Genomic DNA, 13,095 nt, shown 5'->3' on the forward strand with positions numbered 1-13,095 from the left:
AACGTCCATCAGTCATGCACCCCTTGTTGTGCGCGGACTTCCTCAATCTCGTCCTCGACTTCGTGGCTGGCGACAAGGCGATCGGTCTCACCACGCCAGATTTGAACGGCGACCTGCGTAAACCGGATCACCAGCAGCAGCATGGATACAGGCAGAACCAGGTAAGGTACGACCTTGGGCAGTTTTTCATACCCCTCGCCATAGTTGATCAGGTCTTCCAGAAAGCGCAGCGGCGCAACCATGGGGATGTCGTCCACCTCGTAGAAACTCTGGCTGCGTGCGCCGAAATCAAACCCAGTCGGGAACCAGCGGCCCGATGTTGGCGGCAGATCTGCAAAGACGGCCCAATAATCATATGCCCCCTTGAGCATCAGCAGCGAAAACACCAGACAGCATCCGACCGAGACTAACGCCATTAGACGCCTCGGTGCTGGCGCTAGCATGTTTAGGATTGCATCCACGCCCAGATGAGCATGTTTCTTGACCGCGTAAGACGCGCCCAGCAGCACCAGCCAGCCAAACGTGAACACTGTCAACTCAAGCGCCCATAGGATATTGGAATTAAAGACAAACCGCGCGATCACGTTGGCAAATGTAACGACCGTCATAAGGCCCAAAAGCAACGCGATCAGGGTTTCTTCGATATGGTCGATCAGCCCGCCCTGGCCGGAGTTCGCACCAGACATCTTTCAGTCCCCGCATTTTATTGAAGAGAGAGTTGAGAATGGGGCGGGCCATTTCAGCCCGCCCGGCCTGCGCGTCGAATACTCCCCAGTCCCCGGACGCGCGGTCTTTGACCGGATCAGAAGCCGGCGTTGATGGCCTGTGCCGCGTCGATCTTGTCCTGACCCACGTCACCGGCGAATTTGTCCCAAACCGGTTTCATCGCGTCGACCCAGGCCTGACGCTGTTCAGGGGTCAGTTCACGGATGACGCCGCCCGCATCGATGATCGACGCTTTGGCCGCTTCGTTCACAGCAAAGGCTTCTTTGTTCCGGGTCTCGGTAACTTCGGCCAGAATGGTCAGGAACTGATCCCGCACCGCCGGATCAAGACTGTCCAGCCAATCCACCGATGTCACGACCAGATAGTCGATGATGCCGTGGTTGGTTTCGGTGATACCGTCCTGCACCTCAAAGAACTTCTTGCCGTAGATGTTCGACCAGGTGTTCTCCTGCCCGTCCACCACGCCCTGTTGCAGCGCGCCATACACTTCCGAGAACGCCATTTTTTGCGGGCTGCCACCAATGGCCTCCATCTGAGCCACCAGCACATCTGACGACTGCACGCGGAATTTCAAACCGTTTGCATCCGACGGATCAACCAAAGCCTTGTTGGCCGACATCTGCTTCATGCCGTTGTGCCAGAACGCCAGCCCTTGCAGGCCGCGGCGCTGCATGCTGTCTTTCATCGCCTGCCCCTCGGCCGAGGCCTGGAACGCGTCTACAGCGTCGACGTTCTTGAACATGAACGGCAGGTCAAACAGGCGGAACTGTTTGGTGAACTTCTCGAACTTCGACAGCGAGGGCGCTGCCAGTTGCACGTCGCCCTGCAACATCGCTTCGAGAACTTTGTCGTCGTTGTAGAGCGTCGAGTTCGGGTAGACCTCGACACACATCGTGCCGTTCATTTCGTCGTTGACCCGCTGCTCCAGCAGCGATGCCGCGATGCCCTTGGGGTGTTTGTCGGTGTTCGTCACATGCGCGAACTTAACGACGATTTCACCTTCGTCGCATGCAGCCATACCAGCCGTTGCGGTTACAGTCAGAGCAAGCGCAGTTGCTGCCGTTGTCAGAAGCTTCATCTGATATCCTCCCAGAGTTCCTTGAAACTTGCAGTCGACGCCGGGTAAGCGCCGTATGGCGTGCAGTGAAGCGACTCAGGGTAAAGCACACAACTTTTGACTGCGATTGCGGAAAGTGTCTGATTACATGTTTAATACCAAAGTGTTACAGCTTTGTTGGTTCGGGTTCTGCGCTTCACAGTCCCGAGCCGTGCGAAAACTCGCACATCCTCAGTGCGGCTTGTGCGGAATTCCGCACATATTCCGAATCACTTCATTCGAATCAGAAGTGCCAATCCAGTTCCCGCTCATCTGCGGTAATCCTCGGGACGAATCTGATAGCGCGCCAGCTTGTCGTAAAAGGTCTTGCGCGGCAGCTTCAGCGCCTTGGCCGCATCTGACGCTTTTCCATTGTGGCGGCCCAAAGCTGCAATCAACAAAGATCGTTCCACACGCGCCATCTGTTCGCTCAACCCCAGATCCGTTGCTTGTGTAACCTCCTCGGGCATTCCAAGAACAAACCGCATTGCTGCCGACATCAGCGAACGGGCGTTGCCCGGCCAGTCGCTGGCCATCAAGGCGGCCAGATGTTCGGACGAAATCTCGGGAATTGCGATGCCTGCCTGTTCGGCCGCTTGCGCCACATAGTGGCGAAAAATCACCGGAATGTCGTCGGGGCGTTCCGCCAATGATGGAACACGCACCCGCATCACATCCAAACGATAGAACAGATCTGCGTTAAACCGCCCTTCCGAACATAAAGCGGACAGATCAGCGGTTGTCCCTGCAATAATACGCCCCCCCGGACCGCGCTCGATGATCTCCAACGCCGCAAACTGCGTGGCTTGGGGCATGGCGGACACTTCGTCCAGAAACAGGGATCCACCCACTGCATCGCCGCAGCTTTGGGCAAGATCATCGGGGCTTAGGCTTGAAGCCGGACGTTTGACAAAAGGCCCCTGACCAGCGGGCGACATCAGGTGAACCACTTCGGCAACTTTGGATATGCCGCTGCCCGGCGGGCCGGTAACAAGAACTTCGGCCCCAGTCGGTGCAACAGTTCGCACACGATCCCGCAGTGCCTCGGCTTGCGGCGACAGACCAAACAGCAAACGTGCGGCCGGATCCCCCCTTTCAAGTTCAGATTTCAGGGCGCGCTGTTCCAAAACCTGAGTGCGGGCCGCGAATGCGCGTTCAAGAACGTCCATCAGGTCAGACGCAGCGCATGGTTTCTCCAGAAAATCGAACGCGCCTTTTCCCATGGCTTCCACGGCCATTGGGATATCGCCTTCTCCGGTCAAAAGGATCACCGGAAGCTCGGGGTCGATATCCCGAGCATAGGTCAGCAGATGGAAACCATCCCGCCCGGGCATTCGGATGTCCGAAATAATCACACCGGGGAAATCCCGCCGAATATGATCCTTGGCCGCCACAAAAGATCCGGCTGTTGTCGGTGCATAGTCCGCCAGTTCAATGGTTTGCGCCAGTGCCTCGCGAACAGCTGCGTCATCATCGACCAACAGAACCCTGCGCATCATGCTGCCTCTTCTTTTCCATAGGGTTCCAGTTCGACGGTAAACACTGCGCCATCAGTCGTGTTTGCCCCACGGATTTCACCCCCAAAGCTTTGAACCAGACCATATGATATTGAAAGGCCGAGCCCCAGACCTTCAGAGGATCCTACGCTTTTTGTCGAATAAAACGGCTCGAACACACGGTCGGGGTCTTCAATCCCCGGGCCGGTATCCCGCACAGAAACGCGCAACCGGTCTTCTTCGTGCATCACAATCGAAATGTGCCGTTTGGGTCGCCCCAGCATCGCATCCGCCGCGTTATTGATCAGATTAACAAAGACCTGCACCAATCGGACTTCACCCCCCCAAACATAAACCGCAGACTGTCCCGGCTCCCATTCCAGCGTCACATCATCGTCACGCAAACGGGTTTCGGTCAACTCGACGGCGGTTTTCAGAACCTGCACCAGATCGACCCGGCCCATTGGTTCGCTTTCGTTGCGGGCAAACGCGCGCAGATTCTTGATGATCCGGGCCATGCGGGCGGCCATTTCCGAAATACGCCCAAGGTTTTCGCTGGCCCTGTCGCCTTTGCCGCGTTCAAGAAAGGCCGTGCCATTGTCGGCGAATTGCTGGATTGCCATCAAGGGTTGGTTGAGTTCGTGGCTGATCCCCGCCGACATTTGCCCCAATGCGCTGAGTTTACCTGCCTGCACCAGTTCGGCCTGCGCTTTTTTCAGGGCTGCTTCGGCCTCCTGACGTTCTGCAACTTCGCGGCGTAACGCAGTGTTCGCTTGGGTCAATGCACGGGTACGCTGCGCCACCCGGCTTTCCAGAACCATGTTGGCATTAGCCAGCGTCCGTCGCCGCTCCATGGCAAGATACAGCATGGCACCAAACGCCAGACAGATCGCTGCGACCGCCGCCGCCTGCAACCCCGCAAGTCGCCGGGCCGGAGCCACGTCCACCAAAACCTCGGCGGTCATATCGATCACAGGCAGTTCAAGCGTTAGGTGCAACGCGTCGCGTGGCAAATACCGCCCCCAGTTCAGCCGCCACAATTCATGCTGGCCGACCCGCGTCGCTGCAAAATCCACCGACGCACCTTCTGGCGGTGTCAGCCCGGACTGGCCAGCCTCGCGGCTCCAGAACAGCAAGTCTGATCGGTTCGAGATGAAGACGACACCGTCAGAATCAACAAAGAACACGGCTTCGGTACTGCCCCGCCAGGTTTGTTCAATGTCCTGGACGTCGGCAACCACCATCACTGCACCTTCGACTTGCCCAGACGGAGCAAAAGTCGGAGCGGCATAGGAATATATCCGGTCGCCACTCTCTGGAACCACCTCATGCGCGGTACCCACCGCACCCTGCATGGCGCGCCTGAACGCTGGATGTGCGGACATGTCTCGCTGTGCCACTGGCTGTGCGGTGACCAGAACCCGACCGCTGCGATCCAGATACATCATGTTGACGGCCGCTGTCTTGTCGGCGACGTCCAGCAACATCGCTTGCGCGTCATGTACGTGTGTTGGTGTATCCAACGCGTGCAAAGCGGGATGTGTCGCCATCAGAACCGCCAGTTCCTGATAGACCTGCATCTGGGTGCTGAGCCGATCCGCCGCCAGTTCAAGGTCTGCTTCGGCCTTGTCGCTTAGCTGAGACAGCGCCTGACGATAACCATAAGACCAAACAAAACCTGACAGCAGCCCGACAGCGGACAAAAAACCGACAATGATCCAAACTCTCTGCATAGACAGGGTCTTGCATTCAACGCGGCTCGTGGCAAGTGTGCGTCGCATGAAGTCATTCTCGCAATCCCCGACAGACCCGTGTTTCGTTCAGAACCCCTACCCTTTCTATGATCATGCCCGCACTGCTGGAGATCTATTCTATTGGCGCGACTACAATATGGTTGCTGCAACGTCTTGTCAGGCGGTGCGGACACTTCTTCGCGACCGCCGGTTTGGGCGGGAAGTTCCGCCTGAATGCGCGACACAGGGCCCTGCCCATCTGGCCCCCTGGCTGGCTATCGAAGCCCACTCGCTGCTTGAAGCTGAACCCCCTCGACATACCCGCCTGAGAGCGCTTGTCATGCGCGCTTTCACGTCGCGGGAAATTTCTGCATTGCAGCCTTCCATTGAATCGCTATGCCACAGTCTTATCGAGACGTTTCCGAATACACCTTTCGACCTGTTGAGTGCCTATTGCACGCAGGTCCCGGTGATAACCATCTGCCGACTGCTGGGCGTTCCCGAAGACATGGCACCCAACCTGTTGCAGTGGTCGCATGACATGGTCGCCATGTATCAGGCCAACCGGACGCAGGCGACCGAGGATAAGGCGGCCAAGTCGTCTCAGGAGTTCACGGATTTCCTGTTGGGATACATTAACCAGCGACGCAATGATCCCCGTGACGATTTGATCACCCGGCTTATCAGCGCCGAGGAAGAAGGTGAAAAGCTGACCATCGACGAGTTGGTCGCAACATGCATCTTGCTGCTGAATGCAGGTCACGAAGCAACTGTGCATTCGCTGGCGAACGGTGTGAAAACTCTGTTGCAAACTTATACCAGCCCCGGCGTTCTGGCACCGGACCAGATCGACGCAACGATTGAAGAAATTCTGCGCTATGACCCGCCTTTGCACATGTTCACACGTTATGCATATGAAGACGTTGACATATTTGGGCATTCGTTCAGGCGCGGTGATCAGGTCGCACTATTGCTTGGCGCTGCAAACCGCGACCCTGCTGTCTGGGATGAACCCGAAAGGTTTGTTCCGACGCGCTCGATTGAGGTCAACACAAGTTTTGGCGGAGGCATCCACTTCTGCGTCGGCGCCCCTTTGGCAAGGTTGGAAATGCGCATAGCCCTGCCCATTCTGTTCAATAGCTGCCCGAACCTGCGGCTCGCTACAGAGCCAACCTATTCAGACAGCTATCACTTCCATGGTTTGGAACGGTTAATGGTTCAGGTCTGACCTGTATAAGGCGCGGCTCGATCCGGCGTTGGAAGCACCTGCCTTTTACGCCCCTTCAACCAATGCGTTGAGGGGAAGCATCGTTGTGGACTTGATTTCTTCCATCGACAAAAGCGCGGTTACGTTGTGCACCCGCACCTCCGATATCAGCGACTGGTAGAATTGGTCATAGGCGCGCGCGTTCTTGACCCGAACCTTGAGGATATAATCAATGTCTCCGGCCAGCCGGTGCGCCTCTTGCACTTCGGGATGATCGCGCAATGCTTTAAGGAACTTTCGCTGCCACTCGGCCTCGTGCTCCGATGTGCGGATCAAAACAAAGAAAGTCGCTTCAAACCCGAGCGCTTCGGCATCCAGCAAAACCGTTTGCTGACCTATTATTCCTGCACTCTTGAGCTTGCGTATACGATTCCAGACAGGCGTCTTTGAACTGCCGACCCGAGCCGCTATTTCATCCAGTGACTGCCCTGCATCGCGTTGCAGCTCGGCCAGAATTTTCCGATCCGTATCATCTATCCGCACCGACATTCCAATTTCCCTTCCACATCGAAGCTTTCGTTCCATATTTTCGCATAGATGGAACGTTTATCCTTATTTTAGCGCCCATATGGCGCTTTGGTGGGAATATTTCCTATATTGAGGGTCAAGTCAAACCACACCCGAGATGATCCGATGCAGGACGTTCGCACAACAGGCCCCAAAGGACATGTCGACTTTGTCGGCGCAGGTCCGGGCGACCCCGAGTTGCTGACGCTCAAGGCGCTGACCGCGTTTGAGCGGGCTGATGTTGTGCTGCATGACCGCCTTATCAGTGAACCCGTTCTGGACATAGCCGGTCAAAGCGCCGCCTTGGTTGATGTCGGCAAAGCCGGGTTCGGCCCATCCTGGAAGCAAAGTGATATTGACGCGCTTTTGGTCGAATATGCCCTGAATGGTAACCGCGTGGTCCGCCTGAAGTCCGGTGATCCCACTGTCTTTGGCCGTCTGGATGAAGAGATCGAGGCCGTCGAGGCGGCTGGCATTTCGTGGCAGATCGTTCCTGGTATCACAGCGGCCTCTGCCGCAGTGGCTGGCATCGGCCAAAGCCTGACTCAACGCGGTCGAAATTCCTCGGTGCGGTTCCTGACCGGGCACGACATGAAAGGTTTTGCCGATCATGACTGGAATGCCCTGGCACGGGCTGGTTCGGTTGCTGCGATCTATATGGGCAAGAAATCTGCCCGCTTTATCCAGGGTCGCCTGATCATGCATGGCGCCGATCGCGCCACCCCTGTCACGCTGGTCGAAAACGCCTCGCGCCCGAACCAACGGATACTGTCCACCACACTGGATCAACTGCCCGCCGACCTGGCCGCCGCCGAATTGGACGGACCGGCCCTGACATTCTATGGCCTTGCCCCGCGCGAAGCGGCGCAGGCCGTAACCGAATTCAATAAGGAGCTTGCCTGATGGCCCGCGCTTTTACCCCCAAAGTCGTCACCGCAAATGATTTGCTGGTAGGTGACGTCATTTACCAGACCGAAGATGACAGTTGGACGCGTGATCTGTCCCAAGCGGAACTGATCACTGACGAAGCACATGCACAGGTGCGTCTGCTGGATGCGGCGCGTCAGGCAAATAAAGTCGTTGGCGCCTATCTGGCCGATGCCGTTGCTGGCAAGAACGGCCCCGAGCCCACCCATTTTCGGGAAGATTTCCGCCGGACTGGTCCGTCCAACTATGCCCACGGCAAACAGGAAACTTCCCCGCAGCCCCGGGCCTGACCTCTGGCCATATCTCTCCCCTTCAAGGCCCCTAGGTTCGGGGCTGCAAACAAGGACAGCTAGACATGTATCGCTACTCCGAGTTCGACACAGCATTTTTGGCAGAACGTAACGCGCAGTTCCGCGCCCAGGTCGAGCGTCGCATTGACGGCTCGTTGACCGAAGACGAATTCAAGCCGCTGCGCCTGATGAATGGGCTGTACCTGCAACTGCACGCCTACATGCTGCGTGTCGCCATTCCCTATGGCACGCTGAACAGTGCGCAGATGCGTCAACTGGCGCTGCTGGCCGAGAAGTGGGACAAAGGCTATGGCCATTTCACGACGCGTCAGAACATCCAGTACAACTGGCCAAAGCTGAGCGACGTGCCGGATATGCTGGACGCGCTGGCCGAGGTTGGCATGCACGCCATACAGACCTCGGGCAACACCATTCGCAACGTGACCGCCGACCACTTTGCTGGCGCCGCTGCGGATGAGGTCGCTGATCCCCGCCCTTACGCCGAATTGCTGCGCCAGTGGTCGACCGACCACCCGGAATTCCAGTTCATGCCGCGCAAATTCAAGATCGCCATCACTGGTAGTGAAAACGACCGCGCCGTGATCAAGGCGCATGACATCGGCCTGCAACTGGTTGAGCGTGACGGCGTTCTTGGCGCTCGCGTCATTGTTGGCGGTGGCCTTGGCCGTACGCCCATGATCGGCAAGGAATTGTCCGAATTCGTCGCCTTTGATGACCTGCTGGCCTATCTGGAAGCCACCGTTTCCGTATGGAACCAGATTGGTCGCCGCGACAACAAGTACAAAGCACGTATTAAGATCACCGTGCACGAGCATGGCATCGACGCTATCCGCGCCAAGGTTAACGAACGCTTCCTGAAGGTCCGCCCGCAGTTCAAAGGCGCGGACATGAACCTGCTGGAAGAGATCAAGGACCACTTTGCACCGCCTGCCTTCCGCCAAGCTTCGGTCGCGTCGTTTGAAAGCTCCTATACCAACGATCCAGTTTTCCGCTCGTGGGTCGATACCAACATCGCGCCGCACAAGGACGCGGACCATGCGATCGTCACGATCTCGATCAAGAAGCATGGGGCAACGCCGGGCGATGCAACTGCCGAGCAAATGCGCGTGATGGCCGATCTGGCCGAAGGGTTCGCCTATGACGAGCTGCGCATCAGCCACGAGCAGAACGTGATCCTGCCGCATGTCCACAAATCGGACCTGCCCGCGATCCACGCCAAGCTGAAGGAATACGAACTGGCAACCGCCAATATCGGTCTGATCAGCGATATCATCGCCTGCCCCGGCATGGATTATTGCGCGCTGGCGACGGCGCGTTCGATCCCGGTTGCTCAGGAAATTGCGACGCGGTTCGAGGACCTGAAGCTCGAGCATGACATCGGCCACCTGAAGATCAAGATCTCAGGCTGCATCAACGCCTGCGGTCACCACCATGTCGGCCATATCGGCATTCTGGGTCTGGACCGCGCAGGCGTGGAAAACTACCAGATCACTTTGGGTGGCGATGCGACCGAAACTGCGGCAATTGGTGATCGCACCGGTCCGGGCTTTGCCTATGACGAAATCGTTCCTGCCGTTGAGCGCATTGTCGACACCTATCTGAACCAGCGTGCAAGCGCAGAGGAGACATTCCTGGAAACATATCGCCGGGTGGGCATGGCGCCGTTCAAAGACGCCCTCTACCCCGAGGCCCGAGCAAATGCCGCTTGACCTGATCCAGACGGAACTGGGCCGGGACAGACGCGAACTGACTGAACGTGTCGAAGACCTGAATGCCCGGTTCCGGCACCACAGCGCTCATGATGTCATGCATGGGGCGATTGATGAGATTGATGAGCTTGCTCTGGTCTCGAGCTTTGGTGCGGAATCCGTCGTGCTGTTGCATATGGCGGCGGTGGTGAACAAGGCAACGCCCGTTCTTTTCGTGGACACGCAAATGCTGTTCACCGAAACGCTGGAGTACCAGCAGGAGGTGAGCGAGCGTCTGGGGCTTACCAACATTCGCATCATCCGGGCCGAGGATGCAGAAGTTGAGCGCGAAGACCCATACGGTGCGTTGCGCCTGCGCGACACGGATGCATGTTGTAACCTGCGCAAGACTTTCCCGCTGCAAAAAGCACTGGTGGGGTTCGATGGCTGGATAACCGGACGCAAGCGATTTCAGGCCGGCACGCGCGCCGCGCTGGAATTCTTCGAGGTCGAGGACGGAACAGGCCGGATCAAAGTCAACCCGCTGGCCCATTGGGCGCCCGAGGATGTGCGGGCCTATATGGAAGAAAACAACCTGCCCCGGCACCCGCTGGTGGCCAAAGGATACCCTTCGATCGGCTGTGCGCCCTGCACCTCGCCGGTCAAAGAGGGCGAAGACCCCCGCGCCGGACGCTGGCGCGACCAGAACAAGGAAGAATGCGGCATCCATTTTGTCGATGGCAAGATGATGCGCGTCGGAGAGAAAACATGAACGTAATCGTAACGGATGAGGGCTTTTCGCCCGATGACTGGACCGACGGCTTTGTCACTTTGGATGACGCCGCCAATGACGTGGTCGCGCTGGACGTGAGCTCGGAGACAGACCCAGACGAACTGTATGACCGGTTGGGCGGCACCAGGCTGGTTCGGGTAGATTTCCCCTCTTTCGCAGATGGTCGCGGCTTTACCATCGCCCGCACATTGCGCCTGAAGGGCTACAAAGGCCGGTTGCGCGCCAAAGGGCATGTGCTTGCCGATCAATACGCCATGGCGCGCCGCAGCGGCTTTGACGAAGTCGAGATCGACGGAGAACTGGCAGACCGCCAACCCGAAGATCAGTGGCTGGCCCGCGCGAACTGGAAAGAGAATAACTATCAGGCCCGCCTGCGCGGCTAATCCCGCACTTGCCAGCTTGTGACGCAAAGGGGGCAATCTGTCCCCTTTTCCTGACTTGGATCAAAGATTAAACGGAGATGTCGGTTTAGCAGACCGGCAGGTAAACGATGACAGAGATGAAGCCCGTGAGCGAAGCAACCGCAGTAAAAGTCCCCGTCCTTCCGGACGCGCAAACCGTAACCGACGTCAAACACTGGACCGACAGCCTGTTTTCTTTCAAGGTGTCGCGCCCGGCCTCGTTGCGGTTCCGCTCGGGCGAATTTGTGATGATTGGTCTGCTGGGTGACAACGGCAAGCCGTTGCTGCGCGCCTATTCCATCGCGTCGCCCTCGTGGGATGAAGAGCTGGAGTTTTATTCGATCAAAGTTCAGAACGGCCCGCTGACGTCGAAATTGCAACATATCAAACCGGGTGATCAGATCATCTTGCGTCCCAAACCGGTTGGCACATTGGTGCATGACGCCCTGCTGCCCGGCAAACGCCTGTGGTTTTTTGCAACCGGCACCGGCTTTGCACCTTTTGCCTCGCTGCTGCGTGAACCACAGACCTATGAGGATTATGACGAGGTCATCATCACCCACACCTGCCGCGAAGTGGCAGAGCTGGAATATGGCCGTCAGCTGATCGACAGCATCCGTCAGGACGAACTGTTGGCCGAACTGATCGGTGAAGGATTTGCCGACAAGATCCGCTATTACCCGACCACCACACGGGAAGAGAGCCCCAAGATGGGCCGCATCACCACCCTTCTTCAGGATGGCACCGTATTTTCCGATCTGGGTATTGATGGCGGCATCAAGCCTGAAACCGACCGTGCAATGGTCTGCGGTTCGCTGGCTTTCAACCTGGATATCAAGGAAATTCTCGAGGGGTTTGGTTTGCGTGAAGGCGCTAACTCGGAACCCAAGGAGTTCGTGATCGAAAAAGCCTTTGTCGGCTAAAGCAACCCTGCGTTCAGGGCTTTGCCGCCTTGAACGCGAAAAACACCGGCAGAAAACAAGTTTTTTCGCATTACCCTGTATTTATGCCGCTTGAAGTGCGGTCTCGCCCGGTTTAAATTCCGGGCTCGAAATTCTGCAATCATCAAAGGAATGAACCCATAGCTCGCAGACCTCACAACGCGCCGCCTCAACGTGAAACCGGCCCGCGCGTAAATGAAAGAATCCGTGCCCCCGAAATTCGGCTGATTGGTGCCGAAGGTGAAAACGTCGGGGTGGTTCATCCCGCCAAAGCCATGCAGATGGCCGCAGATGCAGGTCTTGATCTAGTCGAAATCTCGCCTAATGCGAACCCACCGGTCTGCAAGATCATGGATTTCGGCAAGTACAAGTACGAAACGCAAAAACGCGAAAACGAAGCGCGCAAAAAACAAAAAGTCATCGAAGTGAAAGAGGTCAAATTCCGACCCAACACCGATACGCATGACTATGACGTCAAAATGAAGAACGTCTTTAAGTTTCTGGAAAAGGGCGACAAAGTCAAAGTCACCCTGCGCTTTCGTGGCCGTGAAATGGCACACCAGAACCTGGGTCGCGAATTGCTGGAGCGTGTGGCCGAAGACATAAAAGAGGTCGGCAAGATCGAGAACATGCCGAAGATGGAAGGCCGTCAGATGGTCATGATGATCGGTCCGCTTCCGCATAAGTAATCTGCTTCAAAGACCAAAACGATCAAAGCCCCTTCGCTGCCGAAGGGGCTTTTTTTGTTCAGGTCGCGCGTCTGCTTCGTAACCAGTTGACCGCATCCCTGAAATCGAAAAGCAGGGAAATTACGTCAACGATCAGAAGCACCCAAAGAAACTTGGCAAAAGCAGCGCTCAGGGTCGCATCGGAGAACAATAATAGCGCGACAATGACAACTAGTGGAATCCAGCACAGAATGTGCGGCAAGGCCATCGCGCCACTCATCCCGCGCGCAACCGCCATGATGGGTATGTTCAGCGCCATACCGGTAATCGCCAGAACAGCGATGAGCATCCCTTGTGGCTGATCCAGGAAAGCAAGCGGAACCAGATTAACCGGCACCAATATTACGGCCACCCAGATCTGCACCCAAAGGGGAAGCGCACGGAAACTGCGCCAAATATCCAGCACTATTGATTTCGCCTTTTCAGATACTTCTCCCGCGACATTAACAAATAAGCTGCGGGCGAACAGTGCGCTCACGGT

13 protein-coding genes and 1 pseudogene are annotated in these 13,095 nt (G+C 56.9%); 8 read left to right on the forward strand and 6 right to left on the reverse strand.

Features of this window, described 5'->3' with window-relative positions; genetic code table 11:
- Positions 1-8 precede the first annotated feature (8 nt).
- From AC2FLZ_RS11560 to AC2FLZ_RS11575, 4 genes are all read right to left on the reverse strand, one after another.
- Complete coding sequence (locus tag AC2FLZ_RS11560) at positions 9-686, reverse strand: TRAP transporter small permease (RefSeq protein WP_209504065.1); 678 nt, start codon at positions 684-686, stop codon at positions 9-11.
- A gap of 116 nt (positions 687-802) precedes the next feature.
- Positions 803-1,804 (reverse strand): DctP family TRAP transporter solute-binding subunit, encoded by a 1,002-nt coding sequence (locus AC2FLZ_RS11565; RefSeq protein ID WP_209504066.1) that lies wholly within the window; start codon positions 1,802-1,804, stop codon positions 803-805.
- Positions 1,805-2,091: 287 nt separating this feature from the next.
- Entirely contained in the window at positions 2,092-3,321 is a 1,230-nt protein-coding gene (locus tag AC2FLZ_RS11570; RefSeq protein WP_480553379.1) for a sigma-54-dependent transcriptional regulator, read from the reverse strand.
- Complete coding sequence (locus tag AC2FLZ_RS11575) at positions 3,318-5,051, reverse strand: sensor histidine kinase (RefSeq protein WP_496714451.1); 1,734 nt, start codon at positions 5,049-5,051, stop codon at positions 3,318-3,320. The genes AC2FLZ_RS11570 and AC2FLZ_RS11575 overlap by 4 nt, the downstream gene beginning before the upstream one ends.
- Positions 5,052-5,097: 46 nt before the next feature.
- On the opposite strand from AC2FLZ_RS11575, the gene AC2FLZ_RS11580 reads away from it, so the two are divergent.
- Entirely contained in the window at positions 5,098-6,279 is a 1,182-nt protein-coding gene (locus AC2FLZ_RS11580) for a cytochrome P450 (protein ID WP_496714449.1), read from the forward strand.
- A 45-nt stretch (positions 6,280-6,324) separates the two neighbouring features.
- Here the strand turns inward: AC2FLZ_RS11580 and AC2FLZ_RS11585 are convergent, their stop codons facing one another.
- Entirely contained in the window at positions 6,325-6,807 is a 483-nt protein-coding gene (locus AC2FLZ_RS11585) for an Lrp/AsnC family transcriptional regulator (protein WP_480472511.1), read from the reverse strand.
- A gap of 174 nt (positions 6,808-6,981) precedes the next feature.
- On the opposite strand from AC2FLZ_RS11585, the pseudogene cobA reads away from it, so the two are divergent.
- The 7 genes and pseudogenes from cobA to infC form a co-directional block, all read left to right on the forward strand.
- Positions 6,982-7,728, forward strand: a pseudogene (gene cobA, locus AC2FLZ_RS11590) (uroporphyrinogen-III C-methyltransferase); the annotation flags it as partial.
- Positions 7,728-8,042: a DUF2849 domain-containing protein gene (locus tag AC2FLZ_RS11595; RefSeq protein WP_480472509.1), complete on the forward strand. Its 315-nt coding sequence runs from the start codon at positions 7,728-7,730 to the stop codon at positions 8,040-8,042. The pseudogene cobA and the gene AC2FLZ_RS11595, both read left to right, overlap by 1 nt.
- Positions 8,043-8,107: 65 nt before the next feature.
- Positions 8,108-9,772, forward strand: a complete 1,665-nt coding sequence (locus AC2FLZ_RS11600; RefSeq protein WP_480623100.1) for a nitrite/sulfite reductase — start codon at positions 8,108-8,110, stop codon at positions 9,770-9,772.
- Complete coding sequence (locus AC2FLZ_RS11605; RefSeq protein WP_480909271.1) at positions 9,762-10,523, forward strand: phosphoadenylyl-sulfate reductase; 762 nt, start codon at positions 9,762-9,764, stop codon at positions 10,521-10,523. Before AC2FLZ_RS11600 ends, AC2FLZ_RS11605 begins: the two co-directional genes overlap by 11 nt.
- Entirely contained in the window at positions 10,520-10,927 is a 408-nt protein-coding gene (locus AC2FLZ_RS11610) for a DUF934 domain-containing protein (protein ID WP_480472503.1), read from the forward strand. Before AC2FLZ_RS11605 ends, AC2FLZ_RS11610 begins: the two co-directional genes overlap by 4 nt.
- A 107-nt stretch (positions 10,928-11,034) precedes the next feature.
- A complete protein-coding gene (locus AC2FLZ_RS11615; RefSeq protein ID WP_209504075.1) occupies positions 11,035-11,868 on the forward strand; it encodes a ferredoxin--NADP reductase in 834 nt (277 codons plus the stop codon).
- 245 nt (positions 11,869-12,113) lie between these two features.
- Positions 12,114-12,575, forward strand: coding sequence for a translation initiation factor IF-3 (gene infC / locus AC2FLZ_RS11620; protein ID WP_480481680.1), 462 nt, complete (start codon positions 12,114-12,116; stop codon positions 12,573-12,575).
- Between the two features lie 58 nt (positions 12,576-12,633).
- Here the strand turns inward: infC and AC2FLZ_RS11625 are convergent, their stop codons facing one another.
- On the reverse strand, positions 12,634-13,092 hold the full coding sequence (locus tag AC2FLZ_RS11625) for a hypothetical protein (RefSeq protein WP_480553371.1): 459 nt from the start codon (positions 13,090-13,092) through the stop codon (positions 12,634-12,636).
- Positions 13,093-13,095: the final 3 nt, after the last annotated feature.

The sequence above is a fragment of the Ruegeria sp. YKSF131 genome (assembly GCF_059612645.1).